This is a genomic window from Streptomyces sp. NPDC005195 (assembly GCF_040608315.1).
Classification (GTDB): Bacteria; Actinomycetota; Actinomycetes; order Streptomycetales; family Streptomycetaceae; genus Streptomyces; species Streptomyces kaempferi.
Map to the genome: position 1 here is coordinate 160,966 of NZ_JBEXHZ010000005.1, position 14,455 is coordinate 175,420.

The window sequence follows — 14,455 nt, forward strand, 5'->3', positions numbered from 1 at the left end:
TGGTCCAGCAGGATGTCCGCCCACCCCACGTACGGTCTCTGTCTCGTACCGGCCTACGGCACCCCGAGCCGGTGGGAGCGGGCGCCGGGCTGGCGGGAATCCGTCGGGCCCTGGCAAAAGTGCCACTTCTGCAAGATCCAGGCCGGGCCATAGCGTCACCCCGTGACCAAGTTCCTTCTTGCCGTGCACGTCCTCGCCGCGATCGTCGCGGTCGGGCCCGTCACCGTCGCCGCCAGCATGTTCCCGCCCGCCGCACGCAAGGCGCTCGCCGAGCCGCGGGACGACCAGGCCCGCTCCACCGTCCGACTGCTGTACCGCATCTGCCGGGTGTACGCGACGGTCGGCGTCGTCGTCCCCGTGTTCGGGTTCGCCACCGCCAGTGCCATGGGTGTCCTGGGCGACACCTGGCTGATCGTCTCGATCGCGCTGACGGCGCTGGCCGCGGTCGTGCTCGCGGCGCTGGTGCTGCCCCGGCAGACCGCGATCGTGGAGGGCATCTGGCAAGACACCGCTGTGGTGGGCCCCCGGGCGACGGTCCGGCTCGCCATGTTCACCGGGGTCTTCAACCTGCTCTGGGCCGCCGTGACGATCCTGATGATCGTCCGACCGGGGTCCACCACGGGTGCCTAGCCGCAGGATCCCGCGCGACGGCCGGTGAGGAGCGGTGTGTCGGCCTGTTCCTCCAGGTCCGCCCTGAACTGCCGGGCCACCGCCGTCGCGACCAGCACCCCCGCCGCGACGACCAGCGTGAAGGACGCCCACGCCAGTGGCCAGACCGCGGCGTCCGGGGGCTCCGGGTGGGCGTGGAAGGCGACGTACATCAGGGCGGCCGGCGGGACCGCGATCAGCAGCAACGGCCAGGCCAGCGCGTCCCGGCGGCCGAAGTAGGCCGCCAGGAACAGCAGGGCCCCGCCGAGAAGTACGACGCCGGGGACGGTCACCGGGGTCGTCTCGGTGAGCGACCCGGGCGACTCGGGGCGGTTGCGCAGGTCCCAGGGCAGGCAGAGGAGGTACGCCGCGCCGGAGAGGGCGGCGCCGAGCACGCGCGTCAGCCAGCGTTCCGGCCAAGGGCACGTGCGCAGAGGGCTTAACAGCTTCTCGGTCATGCGTACGAGGGTTCCTGTCCGGGCGTCGGCCCGACAGAGTACGCGTACTCAGATCCTCGGACTCTGCGGACTCTGTGGACTCCGCGGACTCCTCGGACCGGTCCACCGGGTCCGGCCGAACCGTCGAGTCGGAGAGAACCGGCTCGGTGGCTCGAACCGGCCCGGCGGACGGAACCCGGGCGGCGGCCGGAACCGGGACGGTTCGTCGCCTGCGAACCGGGTCAGGCCGTCTTGCGGGACGTGCCGGACGACGCCGTCGACAGCGGGGCGGCGATGTCCTCCAGGGAGCGCCCCTCGGCGTCCACCGCGAGGAACGCGGCCACCAGGCCCGCCGCGCACATCAGGGCCGCGCCGATCTGGAAGGCGAGCACCGTGTCCCCGACCACGCCGGAGGCCGTCAGGTCGGCGAAGACCAGCGGTCCGCTGATACCACCGGCGGCCGTTCCGAGGGCGTAGAAGAAGGCGATGGCCATCGCGCGGGTCTCCATCGGGAAGATCTCCGAGACCGTCAGGTACGCGCTGGAGGCGCCCGCCGAAGCGAAGAACAGGACGACGCACCAGCACGCGGTGAGCGACGCGGCGGTCAGCGAGCCCTGACCGAAGAGCCAGGCCGTGCCGAAGAGCAGCAGGCCCGACAGCACGTACGTGGAGGAGATCATCACCTTGCGGCCGACCGTGTCGAAGAGCTTGCCGAGCAGCAGCGGGCCGATGAAGTTGCCGGCCGCGATGACGGCGAAGTAGTAGCCGGTGCCGCCGGAGGGGACGTCGTAGAACGTGGTGAGGATGGCGCCGAAGCCGAAGGTGATCGCGTTGTAGAGGAAGGCCTGGCCGATGAAGAGGGAGAGGCCGAGCACGGCGCGTTTCGGGTAGCGGCGGAAGACGGTCCGCGCGATGAGCCCGAAGCCGATGCTCTTGCGCTGCTCGATGGTGATCTCGCCCTCGGCGGGCGGCAGCGGCCGGCCCTTCTCCCGCTCGATGTCCCGCTCGACCGACGCCACCAGTTCGTCGGCCTCCTCGCCGCGACCGTGGATGAACTGCCACCGCGGGCTCTCCGGCACATGCCGCCTGACCAGCAGGACCACCAGCCCGAGGACCACTCCGAGGGCGAACGTGAGCCGCCAGCCGAGATCCTTGGGGAAGATGTCCGTGTTCAGCATGACGATGGACAGCAGCGCGCCGCCGACCGCGCCGAGCCAGTAGCTGCCGTTGATGATCAGGTCGACGCGGCCCCGGAACTTCGCGGGGATGAGCTCGTCGATCGCCGAGTTGATGGCCGCGTACTCGCCGCCGATACCGAAGCCGGTGAGGAAGCGGAAGGTGAAGAACCACCAGGCGTCGAAGGAGAGGGCGGTCATCGCGGTCGCCGCGAGGTAGACGACGAGCGTCACCATGAAGAGCTTCTTGCGGCCGTAACGGTCGGTCAGCCAGCCGAAGAAGAGGGCTCCGGCACAGGCTCCCGCGACATAGAGCGCCGCGGCGACGCCGGTGACCTGGGCCGAGGAGATGGACAGGCCGCTGCCGTCCTCGGAGAGCCGGCTCGCGATGTTGCCGACGGTGGTGACCTCCAGGCCGTCCAGGATCCAGACGGTTCCCAGGCCGATCACGATCATCCAGTGCCAGCGGGACCAGGGAAGCCGGTCGAGGCGGGAGGGGACACTCGTGGTGACCGTTCCCATGGAAGCGGGCACGGGGACCGGCGCGGCTGGTGGGGTCATGGCTCCCTCTCCGTTCGACGAACCCTGACCGGATTCCCCGCCGCGGGGTGGTTACGCCCCCAGCGCTCGCGACACCACGTAGATCAGCAGTCCGGCCAGTGATCCCACCACCGTGCCATTGATCCGGATGAACTGCAGGTCACGGCCGATGTGCGCCTCGATCTTCCGGGTCGTGTGCTCGGCGTCCCAGCCGGCGACGGTGTCGGTGATCAGGGAGGTGATCTCCTTGCGGTAGGTCGTCACGACGTACACCGCGGCGCCCTCGACCCACCGGTCGACCTTGGCCTGGAGCTTGGGTTCGGTGGCCATGCGGGCGCCCAGCGAGAGCAGCGAGGCCCGCACCCGCAGACGCAGCTCGCTGCGCTCGTCCTCGGCGGCGGAAACGATCATGGATCGTACGGCCGTCCAGGCGGAGGCGATCAGGTCCTGGACCTCACCGCGGCCGAGCACCTCACCCTTGAGACGCTCCACCCGGGCGCGGGTGTCGGTGTCGGACTGGAGGTCGCCGGCGAAGTCGCCGAGGAAGCGGTCGAGGGCTCCGCGCGCCGGGTGGGACGGGGCGTCGCGCATCTCGGTGACGAAACGCAGCAGCTCCTTGTAGACCCGCTCGCCGACCTTCTTGTCGACGAAACGCGGGGTCCAGCCGGGCGCGCCGCCCTGCACGGCGTCCATGACCTGCTCGTCGTGGAGCACCAGCCAGTCGTGGGCGCGGACACAGATCAGGTCCACGACCCGCTTGTGCCCGCCGTCCGCGACGATCTTCTCCAGCATCTTCCCTATGCCGGGCGCGATCTCCTGGGCGTCGGCGCGGCGCGTGATGGCCTCGCCGACCACCGCCTGCACGTCGGAGTCGCGCAGAACGGTCAGGGCTCCCCTGAGGGCCGTGGCCAGCTCCGCCGTGACCCGGTCCGCGTGCTCCGGTTCGGCGAGCCAGGCGCCCAGCCTGCCGCCGATGCCGACAGCGCGCAGGCGCTGGCGTACGACCTCCTCGGAGAGGAAGTTCTCGCCGACGAACTCGCCGAGCGACACGCCCAGCTGGTCCTTCTTGGTGGGGATGATCGCGGTGTGCGGGATGGGCAGGCCCAGCGGATGGCGGAAGAGGGCCGTGACCGCGAACCAGTCGGCGAGCGCACCGACCATGCCGGCCTCGGCGGCCGCGGCGACATATCCGGCCCAGGGGCCCGCGCCCTCGTGCGAGGCCCACTTGGCGAGGACGTACACCAGGGCGACCAGGAGCAGCAGGCCGGTCGCCGTCGCCTTCATCCGGCGGACGCCGCGCTGCTTCTCCTCGTCGGCGGGGCTGAACGAGGACATCGTGCGGTTCGCCGGGCCGGGCGCCGTCGCCGAGCGGTTCGCGGCCCCGCCCGGGCGGGCACGCTGCCCTTCGGTATCCGCTGCTTCCGGTTCTGTGCGTTCCATTCGCTCCACCCGTTCGCCGACCCCGTCCGAGGCCTCGTACCCATTGTCCCTTCCTGACCGACTCCTGGAACGGAACAGGAGTTCCCGGCGTCTGTTCGGGCGGGGAGAACTCAGGGGAATCTCCGGGGCGCCTCAGGGTCGTCCCGGAAGGGGCCCTGTCCTTCTCCTTCTACCCCATGACGCATCATGGGTTCATCACATCGGAGCCTCGGGCTCCCCTCGCCCGAGGAGACACGCACCGCATGACCAAGCGTCACGGTTATGCCCTGCTGGCCGCGATCGTCGCCGTGATCGTGGTCATATCCGCAGCCATATACGTGGGAGCCGCGGCCGACGACGGAAGCGGTTCCCGCAACGCCCTCGCCGGAGCCCCCGGCCCCCGCAACACCGCCGCCCCCGCCTCCGTGGGCACCTGGGTCGCCGCCTGGTCGGCCTCACCCGGCGGAGCCGAACCCGGCACCGAGGCGGGCGGCCTGGCCGGCCGCTCCGTACGCAACGTCGTACACGTGGACGTCGGCGGCACCAGCGCCCGCATCACCCTCTCCAACCTCTACGGACAGCAGCCGCTGCGCATCACGCACGCCTCGATCGCGGTCGCCGCGGGCGAGAACGACGCGGCGGCCGCGGCCGGGACCATGAGCCGCCTCACCTTCGCCGGCAGCACCGCGGTGGTCGTCCCGGCGGGGCAACAGGTGATGAGCGACGGCGTGCGGATCCCGATCCCGCGCGACACCGACGTCCTCGTGACCACGTACTCGCCCACCCCCTCCGGCCCGGTCACCTATCACCAGCACGCGCGACAGATCTCGTACGTCGCCGCGGGCGACCGCACCGAGGACCCGACCGGCGCCGCGTACACCGAACAGACCCCGCACTGGCGCTATCTGACCGCCCTCGACGTGCTGAGCAACGAGTCGGCGGGCACCGTCGTCGCCCTGGGCGACTCGCTCACCGACGGCATCACCTCCACCACGGGCGCCAACCACCGCTGGACGGACGTCCTTTCGGAGCGACTGCGCGCCGCGGCCGGTTCCGGGGACGTGCCGCGCTACAGCCTCGTCAACCAGGGCATCAGCGGCAACCAGGTCCTGACCGACGGTCTCGGCCGGCCCGCCGACAACCCGAGCGGCCTCAACCGCTTCCGCCGCGACGTGCTCGACCGCACGAACGTCAAGGCCGTCGTCATCGACCTCGGCGTCAACGACATCCTGCGCAACCCCCACCAGGTCGACCCGCGCACGATCACCGACGGACTGCGCCGGCTGGTCCAGCAGGCGCACGCCCGGGGACTGCGCGTCGTCGGCGCGACCCTGATGCCCTTCGGGGGCCACCGCGGCTACACGAGCGGCCGCGACGCGGTGCGCCGGGCCGTCAACGAGGAGATCCGCGCGGGCCTGGTGTACGACGCCGTCGTCGACTTCGACCAGGCGCTGCGCGACCCGTACGACCCGCGCGGGCTCCGCTCCGACTACGACTCGGGAGACCATCTCCACCCGAGCGACAAGGGGTACGCGCGGATGGCGGAGGTCTTCGACCTGGACGACCTGAAGGGGTCGGCCCCGGCGGAGCTGTAGCGGGGGCCGACCGCGTTCAGAAGTCCCGGTGGCGGCGGCGGTCGCGCTCGTCGCGACGGGCCTCGTGGCGTTCGCGACGCTCGGCGTGCCTCTCCCGGCGATCCTCGTGGCGCTCGCGGATCAGGTCGCGGGCCTCCTCGAGCGCCTCGAGATGGGCGTCGTACACGTCGTCGAGGCGGCCCTGTGAGCCGGGCCCCAGCGCCCCGCGGCCGGCCTTGCGCTCCAGCTTCTCCTGGCGGCGCTCCTCCCTCAGACGCAGCCGCTCGGCGCGGGTGATCTTCCGCTCGACGCCGACCCCGCCCCAGAACGCGAAGCCCGTGACGATCACACGCGGGGCACCGGGATCGCCCGGCCGCCCCTCCTCACGGTGGTCGAAGCCGCCCATGATGCCGATGCCGCGGACGACGACCTCCACGCCGGGCGGCACCACGACGTTCACACCGCCCATGACCGCGACGCAGTTGATGACGACCTCACGGTCGGCGAAGTTCGCCTCGCGCAGATCGATCTCACCGCCGCCCATGAAGGCGAAGGAGCTGAAGCGCCGCGGCACGGTCCAGCGGCCCTTGCGCTCGAACCCGGACAGGATCGCGACCCCCCACCCGGACGATCCCTCCCCACCGACGATCCGCGCGGCCCAACTCCCGCTCTCAGCGGGCTCTTTGACCATGTTCACCGGAGTCGCGGCGGCCGAGCCCGGCAGATCACGGGTGAGCGGCGCCAGATCCCGGTACGTACGGGCCCTGAACGTCGCCTCCAGCCGCTCCTCGAACTCCTCCATGTCGAGGCGCCCCTCCGCGAGGGCGTCCCTGAGCTGTTCGGCGACCCGTTCACGATCGGCGTCGGAGGCTCGCAACTCCGGGCCCGCGGGTTCGGGTTCCCGCCGCACCGGGCGCTGGTCGTCGCTTCCCCGGGAAGGCACATCCTCGGTCATGGGACCAGCCTACGAGAGAGCCTTCTCCTCGTACATCCGGCTGATGACCGCCTCGATGTCCGGCTCCCGCACCGAGAGGTCCACCAAGGGGTAGTCGGCCGCGATCCGCGCCACCAGCTCGGCCGCCGACGCCGACGCGGGGAAGGCCAGCCACTGCCGGGGCCCCTCCACCTTCACGACCCGCGCCGACGCCACCTCGACGGGCGGCAGTTCCCGCTCCAGGTCCACCACGAGGGTCCGCTCGCTCTCCCCCACCTCGTGCAGCCCGGTCAGCGGACCGTCGTACATCAGCCGCCCGTGGTCGATGACCATCACCCGCCGGCACAACTGCTCGATGTCGGTGAGGTCGTGCGTGGTGAGCAGCACCGTCGTGCCCCGCTCGGCGTTCAGATCGCGCAGGAACGAGCGGACCCTCGCCTTGCTGATCACGTCCAGACCGATCGTCGGCTCGTCGAGATAGAGAACCTCGGGGTCGTGCAGCAGCGCCGCCGCGATGTCCCCGCGCATCCGCTGGCCGAGGGACAGCTGCCGGACGGGTACGTCCAACAGCTCGCCCAGTTCGAGGAGTTCGACGCAGCGGTCGAGGTTCTCGCGGTAACGGGCGTCCGGGATGCGGTACATACGGTGCATCAGCCGGTAGGAGTCGATCAGCGGGAGGTCCCACCACAGCGTCGTGCGCTGCCCGAAGACCACCCCGATGCGCCGCGCGAGCCGGGTCCGCTCCCGTGACGGATCGATGCCCGCGACCCGCAGCCGGCCCCCGCTCGGCGTGAGGATCCCGGTCAGCATCTTGATGGTGGTGGACTTCCCGGCCCCGTTCGGTCCGATGTAGCCGACCATCTCCCCGCGCGGCACGGTGAAGGAGAGGGAGTCCACCGCCCGCACCTGACGGCGCTCGCTGCGCAGGAAGCCCGTCTTCTTGCGCACGTCGAACACCTTCTCGACGCCGTCGAGTTCGATGAAGGCGTCAACCGGGCCCGCGGGCATGTCTGTTGTCATGTCGGTTCAGCTCCCCGTGCTGCGATAGGAACGAAGTCCCGCCCGCCAGGCGGCTCCCGCCAGCACGCAGCAGCCCGCCGCGACGAGTGGCGATGCGAAGGCGACCCAGACCGGCAGGTCGAGCGGATAGGGCCGCCCCAGGACGTAGAGCGCGGGCAGCCAGTTCACGAAGGCGAGCGGAAGCACGAAGGTGACCCCGCGCACCAGGTCCTTGGCGAACACGGTCGGCGGGTACTGCAGGAGCGTACTGCCGCCGTACGTGAAGGAGTTCTGCACCTCGGAGGCGTCCTGCGCGACGAACTGGAAGGCCGCGCCGGCCACGAAGACGGCCGAGAAGATCGCGGCGCCGCTCAGCACCATCAGCGGCACCAGCAGCACCTTCAGCGGCGTCCAGGCGATGTCGAGTACGGTGACCGCGTACCCGAAGACCAGCAGCCCCTGGGTGATCCGGCCCAGCCTGCGCAGGGCGAAACGGTCCGCGGCGACCTGCGCGAGCACGGGCACGGGCCGCACGAGCAGCGTGTCGAGCGTGCCGTCGCGCACCCGGCGTCCGAGCCGGTCCATCGAGCCGAGCACGAGATCCGTGAGCCCGAACGCGATGGCCGAGACCCCGTACAGGAAGGCCACCTCAGGCAGGCTGTAACCGCCGAGCCGGTCGATCTGCGAGTACATCAGCAGGATCGCGACGAAGTCGAGGCCGGTCGCCGCGAAGTTGCCGAGGGTGGTCATCGCGAAGGACGCGCGGTAGGCCATCGTGGAGCGGATCCACATGGCGGCGATCATGCGGTACGCGCTCACTCCGTCGCGCATCCGGGCGTACGTCCCCTGCCGGGCCCACGGGTCCTCGGCCTCGGCCCCGGCCTCGGTCCCGGCCGTCCGTGACCGCTCGTCCACCGGGCTGTCCACCGGACTGTCCAACGGGCTGTCAGCCGGGCTAGCCACCCTGCACCACCACCCTTCGCGTCGCCACCGACTGGAGGAGCCGCCCGAGCGCCAGCAGCCCGACCGCCCAGGCCGCCTGGAAGGCGTACGTGCCGAGCGGGTCCGCCGTGCCCAGCAGCACGTCGACGGGCGCCTGGATCAGGGACGACCAGGGCAGGGCGCGCACCACCTCGCCGAGCACGCCCGGGAAGACGTTCAGCGGCAGCAGCATCCCCGAGCAGAAGACGCCCGCGATCATGGACATCTGCGCCGTGCCCGCCCCGTCCATGAGCCAGAAGGCGGACAGGGCGACGAGATAACGGAGCGAGAAACTGACGAGCACCCCGAGGGCGACCGCGACCAGGAACGCCAGCCAGGTCAGCGGGTCGGCGGGCAGCGCGAGGTCGAAGCAGAGCGCGCCGAACGCGAGCGGGACCACGCCGCGCCCCAGCAGATGGAACAGCGCCCGGCCCGCGTCCTGGGCCAGCCACCACAGCTGGAGGTCGGCGGGACGGTAGAGGTCGATCGCGATGTCACCCGTACGGATACGCTCCAGGAGCTCGTCCTCGAAGCCGCCGCCCATGGTGGCGACCACCATGAGCAGCGCCTGGGACAGCCACACATAGGAGAGCGCCTGCGCCTGGTCATAGCCGCCGAGGTGCGGTTTCTCGTCCCACAGCGCGGTCATGATGTACGCCAGGATGAGCCCGAAGACGGTGTTCGTGAACACACCGGCGGCCGTCGCCGTCCGGTAGGTGGCGTAGCGCCGGAACCCGCCCAGGGCGACGGCCGTGTACAACCGCCCTGTCCCCACGAGGAAGTCCTCCTTGCACCGGGAAAGCCGTTTTCGGCCGAAGCGCAGGAGCCTAGTCCCGCGGCGGTGGTCGCTGCCAGGCATTTTCCGAGGCGACGCGTGCCGGAATCCGGGAACGGAACGCTTGGTGCGACAGTCTTCAAGAGGGGGCGCACAAGGCGTATGAGGTCGTACGGGTGCGTACGACGCGAAACAGGAGTCCGGCAAACAGATGAGCGACAAGCCGCAGCCGCAGCCGCATCAGGACAACCAGGGCTGGGAACCCAGGGGGCCCGAGCCGACTGCCCAGGCGGCACCGGGCGGACCCGGTGAGCCGGGGAAGCCGGGAGACCAGGGGACGCCGGAAGCGCCGGGGAAACCGGAAACGCCGGGGAAGCCGGAGGAGACCGGAAGCCCCGAGGCGTCCGGAAGCCCGGAACAGTCCGGAGGGCCGGAAGAACGCGCGAGGCCGGAGGAGTCCGGGAAGCGGGAAGTCCGCGCGACACCGGAACAACCCGGAAGGCCGCAGGAACCCGGCAAGCCGCAGGAACGCGCGACGCCGGAGGAACCCGCGGAACCTCGGAGGCCGGACGGACCCGGGCAACCGCGGGAACACACGACACCGGACGGACCCGGGAAGCCGGGAAAGAAGCCGAGGCGGAAGCGCACCGGCTGGGGACGGCTCATCCCCACCTGGCGGATGGTCCTCGGCACGTTCGTCGGCCTCGTACTGCTCGTGATCGGTCTCTTCGCGCTCGGCTACTACCTGGTCAAGATCCCGTCCGCGAACGCCGCCGCGACCAAGCAGAGCAACGTCTACCTCTACGCGGACGGCAGCCAGCTCGCCCGCGACGGTGAGGTCAACCGCGAGAACGTGTCGCTCCCGCAGATCTCGAAGGACGCCCAGCACGCGGCGCTCGCCGCCGAGGACCGGGACTTCTACACCGAGTCCGCCATCGACCCCAAGGCGATGATCCGCGCCGGCTGGAACACCGCCACCGGCAAGGGCAGGCAGTCCGGCTCGACGATCACCCAGCAGTACGTGAAGAACTACTACCTGGGCCAGGAGCAGACGGCCACCCGGAAGGTGAAGGAGTTCTTCATCTCCATCAAGCTCGACCGCCAGAAGAGCAAGGCCGACATCCTCGAGGGCTACCTCAACACCAGCTACTACGGCCGCAACGCGTACGGCATCCAGGCCGCCGCGCAGGCGTACTACGGCGTCGACGCCCAGGACCTGACGGTCGGTCAGGGTGCCTACCTCGCCGCGCTCCTGAACGCGCCGAGCGAGTACGACGTGATCGCGCACCCCGAGAACAAGGCGGCGGCCCTGGCGCGCTGGAACTACGTCCTCGACGGCATGGTCAAGAAGCAGTGGCTGACCCCGGCGGCACGCGGCAAGGTCACCTTCCCCGAGCCCAAGCAGTCGGTGGTCGCCACCGGCATGTCGGGTCAGCGCGGCTACCTCGTCAAGGCCGTGAACGACTACCTCGCCGAACACAAGATCATCGACGAGGACACCCTGCAGACCGGCGGTTACCGCATCACGACCACCCTGCAGAGGCCCAAGCAGGACGCCTTCGTGAAGGCCGTCGACGACCAGGTGATGAGCCACCTCGACAAGAAGGCCCGCAAGGTCGACCGCTACGTCCGCGCCGGCGGCGTCTCCATCGACCCCGCCACCGGCAAGGTCGTCGCCATGTACGGCGGCATCGACTACACCAAGCAGTACGTGAACAACGCCACGCGCCGCGACTACCAGGTCGGCTCGACCTTCAAGCCGTTCGTGTTCACCTCGGCCGTGCAGAACGACTCACGGACCGAGGACGGCCGCAGGATCACCCCGAACACCTTCTACGACGGCACGGACAAGCGTCCCGTGCAGGGCTGGAACGGCGGCACGTACGCCCCCGAGAACGAGGACAACGTCTCGTACGGGCCCATCACCGTGCGCACCGCCACCGACAAGTCGGTCAACGCCGTGTACGCGCAGATGGCCGTGGACGTCGGCCCGTCCAAGGTCAAGGAGACCGCCGTCGACCTCGGTGTCCCCGCCGACACCCCGGACCTCACCGCCACCCCCTCCATCGCGCTCGGCCCGTCCACCGCCAGCGTCCTCGACATGGCGCAGGCCTACGCGACTCTCGCCAACCACGGCAGGCACGGCACGTACACGCTCGTCGACAAGATCACCAAGGAGGGCGCGGAGGACGTGCACCTGCCCAAGCAGGCCACGAGGCAGGCGGTGACCCGGCAGGCCGCCGACACCACCACCTCCGTCCTGCAGAGCGTCGTCGAGGGCGGCACCGGCACGGCCGCCCAGGCCGCCGGCCGTCCCGCCGCGGGCAAGACCGGCACGGCGGAGGAGGACCAGGCGGCCTGGTTCGCCGGCTACACCCCGAACCTCGCCACCGTGGTCGCCGTCATGGGCCAGGACCCCGACACCGGCGTCCACAAGTCCCTGTACGGCGCGCTCGGCCAGGCCCGGCTCAACGGCGGCGGCTACCCGGCGCAGATCTGGGCGCAGTACACGAAATCCGCGCTCAAGGGCACCGGCCCGAGCGACTTCGACCTGCGGCTCCAGCCGGGCGCCGAGGAACAGCAGCAGCTCCCCAGCACCGGACCCACCGACCAGTCCCCCGGCACCGGCGGCCAGGACGGCGGCGCCGCGACCGGCGGCCAGGACACCCAGAGCCCGCCGCCCGGCGACAACGGCGCCCAGACCCAGGGCCAGACGGACGGCGGCGTCACCGCCGGCGGCACCACCACGGACGGGTCGACCACCGGCACCACCACCGACGGCGGCACCACGACCGACGGGTCGACCACCGGCACCACCACCGACGGCGGCACCACGACCGACGGGGGCGCCACCGACGGCGGCACCCCGGGCAACGGCGGCGCCACCGACGGCGGGACGAGCACCACCGCCGGGGCGGGACCGCTGACCGGACTCACCCCGAGAAGGCAGTAGCCGCGGGCGGGGATCACGACGGGTCAGTGGCCGGAGGTGACCTTCAGACCGACCACGGCCACCAGCAGCAGACAGACGAAGAAGATCCGGGCGGCGGTCGCCGGCTCACCGAGCACGACCATGCCGAGCACCGCCGCACCGGCCGCGCCGATCCCCACCCACACGCCGTACGCCGTACCGATGGGCAGCGACTTCGCCGCGTACGACAGCAGCACCATGCTCGCGACGACGCCCGCGCCCGTGAGCACGCTCGGCACCAGCCGCGTGAAACCGTCCGTGTACTTCATCCCGATCGACCAGCCGACCTCCAGCAGACCGGCGACGAGCAGCAGAATCCAGGCCATGACAGGCACCTCCGTGCATGGGGCAACAGGGGTGCGTCGTCTTTGCGGAATCCCGGTACGGCGCGTCTCGTCGGGTGCTTTCCACGGTAGCAAAGCACAGGCAAAAGGGGCTGGTGACCATGGTCACCAGCCCCTTTCGAACCGCGCACTGCGGACTGCGGACTGCGGGGAGCGGACCAGGACTACAGGTAGAGGCCGGTCGAGTCCTCGGAACCCTCGAACCGGTCGGCCGCCACGGCGTGCAGATCCCGCTCGCGCATCAGCACGTACGCGATCCCGCGCACCTCGACCTCGGCCCGGTCCTCCGGGTCGTAGAGCACCCGGTCGCCCGGCTCCACCGTCCGCACGTTCTGCCCGACCGCGACGACATCGGCCCAGGCGAGCCGCCGGCCGACGGCCGCCGTCGCGGGGATCAGGATGCCGCCGCCGGAACGCCGCTCGCCCTCGGCGGCGTCCTGCCGCACCAGCACACGGTCGTGCAGCATACGGATGGGCAACTTGTCCTGATGGGTGTTCTGCTTGTCCCGATTGGCGCTCACGCCCCGAACCTACCTGCCTTTGAGCCGTCGGTACGCAGCCGGGTCAGCGCTTGCGGCGCCGCGAGCCCACGGCGAGCAGTCCCACCACGCCCACCACCACCAGCGCCACGGGCACGATCCGCTCCAGCCTCGGCGCGCCCTCCTCGGTGACGAGCCGGCCCTTCACATCACCGACGACGCGGTGGACACCCACGTACGCCCGCCCGAGGGTGTGATCGACGTTCGCGGCGACCTTGGCCTTCGCGTCCCCGACGATCGTCTTCGGGTGGACCCGCACCCCGATCTCGTCCAGCGTCTCCGCCAGGGTTTCGCGGCGGCGCTTGATGTCCGCCTCGATCTGCGCCGGAGTCCTGGTATCCGACGTTCTCGACGTATCCGACACCGCGCTGCCTCCGTGGTCGATTCTCGAACTCTGTGCAGTCGACAGTCTGTCAGCTCACGCTACGACGCACCCCTCGGCGCCCCCATTACGCTCACTCCGTAGTTCCGTAACCATCCCCCGGCCACGTGAGGTACCGATGAGCGAGCGACTCCAGCCCGGCGACACCGCCCCCGCCTTCACCCTGCCCGACGCCGACGGCAACGAGGTCTCCCTCGCCGACCACAAGGGCCGCAAGGTCATCGTCTACTTCTACCCGGCCGCGCTGACCCCCGGCTGCACGAAGCAGGCCTGCGACTTCACCGACAACCTCGACCTGCTGGCGGGCGCGGGCTACGACGTCATCGGCGTCTCCCCCGACAAGCCCGAGAAGCTCGCCAAGTTCCGCGAGAAGGAGTCCCTCAAGGTCACCCTGGTCGGCGACCCCGACAAGACCGTCCTGGAGGCCTACGGCGCCTTCGGCGAGAAGAAGCTGTACGGCAAGACGGTCGTCGGCGTCATCCGCTCCACGGTGGTGGTGGACGAGGAGGGCAAGGTCGAACACGCGCTGTACAACGTGAAGGCGACGGGGCACGTGGCGAAGATCATCAAGGATCTGGGGATCTGAGGCCACCTGGTCCTCCGGGAGGGGATCCGCACGCCTGGAGGCAGGTCCGCCCGCTACAGCACCGACCTGCCTCCCTGCACAGCACCCTGCCCGCGGGCCGACCCTCACCAGCCCAGGGCACCGAACGTGACCATCCGATCAACGCTTCGTT

The 14,455-nt window shown here is 70.6% G+C and carries 14 protein-coding genes and 1 riboswitch; of the genes, 4 read left to right on the forward strand and 10 right to left on the reverse strand.

Features of this window, described 5'->3' with window-relative positions:
- The first annotated feature begins 162 nt into the window (after positions 1 to 162).
- The gene (locus ABZV34_RS08540; RefSeq protein ID WP_356272595.1) at positions 163 to 630 is read left to right on the forward strand and encodes a hypothetical protein; all 468 of its coding nucleotides are present in this window, start codon (positions 163 to 165) and stop codon (positions 628 to 630) included.
- Here ABZV34_RS08540 and ABZV34_RS08545 read toward each other — a convergent pair.
- From ABZV34_RS08545 to ABZV34_RS08555, 3 genes are all read right to left on the reverse strand, one after another.
- A complete protein-coding gene (locus ABZV34_RS08545) occupies positions 627 to 1,106 on the reverse strand; it encodes a hypothetical protein (RefSeq protein WP_356272597.1) in 480 nt (159 codons plus the stop codon). The genes ABZV34_RS08540 and ABZV34_RS08545 overlap by 4 nt on opposite strands.
- A 221-nt stretch (positions 1,107 to 1,327) precedes the next feature.
- Entirely contained in the window at positions 1,328 to 2,821 is a 1,494-nt protein-coding gene (locus ABZV34_RS08550; protein ID WP_356272599.1) for an MFS transporter, read from the reverse strand.
- 51 nt (positions 2,822 to 2,872) lie between these two features.
- Complete coding sequence (locus ABZV34_RS08555) at positions 2,873 to 4,240, reverse strand: DUF445 domain-containing protein (protein ID WP_356272601.1); 1,368 nt, start codon at positions 4,238 to 4,240, stop codon at positions 2,873 to 2,875.
- 242 nt (positions 4,241 to 4,482) lie between these two features.
- Here ABZV34_RS08555 and ABZV34_RS08560 point away from each other — a divergent pair, with 242 nt between their 5' ends.
- Positions 4,483 to 5,814 (forward strand): SGNH/GDSL hydrolase family protein, encoded by a 1,332-nt coding sequence (locus ABZV34_RS08560; RefSeq protein ID WP_356272603.1) that lies wholly within the window; start codon positions 4,483 to 4,485, stop codon positions 5,812 to 5,814.
- A gap of 16 nt (positions 5,815 to 5,830) precedes the next feature.
- Here the strand turns inward: ABZV34_RS08560 and ABZV34_RS08565 are convergent, their stop codons facing one another.
- The 4 genes from ABZV34_RS08565 to ABZV34_RS08580 form a co-directional block, all read right to left on the reverse strand.
- On the reverse strand, positions 5,831 to 6,748 hold the full coding sequence (locus ABZV34_RS08565; protein WP_356272605.1) for a DUF1707 domain-containing protein: 918 nt from the start codon (positions 6,746 to 6,748) through the stop codon (positions 5,831 to 5,833).
- 9 nt (positions 6,749 to 6,757) lie between these two features.
- Entirely contained in the window at positions 6,758 to 7,747 is a 990-nt protein-coding gene (locus tag ABZV34_RS08570) for an ATP-binding cassette domain-containing protein (RefSeq protein WP_356272607.1), read from the reverse strand.
- 6 nt (positions 7,748 to 7,753) lie between these two features.
- A complete protein-coding gene (locus tag ABZV34_RS08575; RefSeq protein ID WP_356272835.1) occupies positions 7,754 to 8,557 on the reverse strand; it encodes an ABC transporter permease in 804 nt (267 codons plus the stop codon).
- 124 nt (positions 8,558 to 8,681) lie between these two features.
- A complete protein-coding gene (locus ABZV34_RS08580) occupies positions 8,682 to 9,482 on the reverse strand; it encodes an ABC-2 family transporter protein (RefSeq protein ID WP_356272609.1) in 801 nt (266 codons plus the stop codon).
- Between the two features lie 211 nt (positions 9,483 to 9,693).
- Between ABZV34_RS08580 and ABZV34_RS08585 the strand changes: the two genes are divergently transcribed.
- Positions 9,694 to 12,435, forward strand: coding sequence for a transglycosylase domain-containing protein (locus ABZV34_RS08585; RefSeq protein WP_356272611.1), 2,742 nt, complete (start codon positions 9,694 to 9,696; stop codon positions 12,433 to 12,435).
- A gap of 23 nt (positions 12,436 to 12,458) precedes the next feature.
- Here the strand turns inward: ABZV34_RS08585 and sugE are convergent, their stop codons facing one another.
- The 3 genes from sugE to ABZV34_RS08600 form a co-directional block, all read right to left on the reverse strand.
- Positions 12,459 to 12,779 (reverse strand): quaternary ammonium compound efflux SMR transporter SugE, encoded by a 321-nt coding sequence (gene sugE, locus ABZV34_RS08590; RefSeq protein ID WP_148008600.1) that lies wholly within the window; start codon positions 12,777 to 12,779, stop codon positions 12,459 to 12,461.
- Positions 12,780 to 12,809: 30 nt separating this feature from the next.
- Positions 12,810 to 12,880: riboswitch (guanidine-III (ykkC-III) riboswitch) on the reverse strand.
- A gap of 81 nt (positions 12,881 to 12,961) precedes the next feature.
- A complete protein-coding gene (locus ABZV34_RS08595; protein ID WP_356272613.1) occupies positions 12,962 to 13,318 on the reverse strand; it encodes a co-chaperone GroES in 357 nt (118 codons plus the stop codon).
- A gap of 43 nt (positions 13,319 to 13,361) precedes the next feature.
- Positions 13,362 to 13,700: a DUF3618 domain-containing protein gene (locus ABZV34_RS08600; RefSeq protein ID WP_356272615.1), complete on the reverse strand. Its 339-nt coding sequence runs from the start codon at positions 13,698 to 13,700 to the stop codon at positions 13,362 to 13,364.
- A gap of 136 nt (positions 13,701 to 13,836) precedes the next feature.
- Here ABZV34_RS08600 and bcp point away from each other — a divergent pair, with 136 nt between their 5' ends.
- On the forward strand, positions 13,837 to 14,304 hold the full coding sequence (gene bcp / locus ABZV34_RS08605) for a thioredoxin-dependent thiol peroxidase (protein WP_356272617.1): 468 nt from the start codon (positions 13,837 to 13,839) through the stop codon (positions 14,302 to 14,304).
- Positions 14,305 to 14,455: the final 151 nt, after the last annotated feature.

What these genes read in the sequence shown, in the direction of transcription:
- ABZV34_RS08545 (WP_356272597.1), bottom strand. Translation starts at nt 1,106, where the DNA reads ATGACCGAGAAGCTGTTAAGCCCTCTGCGCACGTGCCCTTGGCCGGAA.
- ABZV34_RS08555 (WP_356272601.1), bottom strand. Translation starts at nt 4,240, where the DNA reads ATGGAACGCACAGAACCGGAAGCAGCGGATACCGAAGGGCAGCGTGCC.
- sugE (WP_148008600.1), bottom strand. Translation starts at nt 12,779, where the DNA reads ATGGCCTGGATTCTGCTGCTCGTCGCCGGTCTGCTGGAGGTCGGCTGG.
- ABZV34_RS08570 (WP_356272607.1), bottom strand. Translation starts at nt 7,747, where the DNA reads ATGACAACAGACATGCCCGCGGGCCCGGTTGACGCCTTCATCGAACTC.
- ABZV34_RS08550 (WP_356272599.1), bottom strand. Translation starts at nt 2,821, where the DNA reads ATGACCCCACCAGCCGCGCCGGTCCCCGTGCCCGCTTCCATGGGAACG.
- ABZV34_RS08560 (WP_356272603.1), top strand. Translation starts at nt 4,483, where the DNA reads ATGACCAAGCGTCACGGTTATGCCCTGCTGGCCGCGATCGTCGCCGTG.
- ABZV34_RS08575 (WP_356272835.1), bottom strand. Translation starts at nt 8,557, where the DNA reads ATGCGCGACGGAGTGAGCGCGTACCGCATGATCGCCGCCATGTGGATC.
- ABZV34_RS08585 (WP_356272611.1), top strand. Translation starts at nt 9,694, where the DNA reads ATGAGCGACAAGCCGCAGCCGCAGCCGCATCAGGACAACCAGGGCTGG.
- bcp (WP_356272617.1), top strand. Translation starts at nt 13,837, where the DNA reads ATGAGCGAGCGACTCCAGCCCGGCGACACCGCCCCCGCCTTCACCCTG.
- ABZV34_RS08565 (WP_356272605.1), bottom strand. Translation starts at nt 6,748, where the DNA reads ATGACCGAGGATGTGCCTTCCCGGGGAAGCGACGACCAGCGCCCGGTG.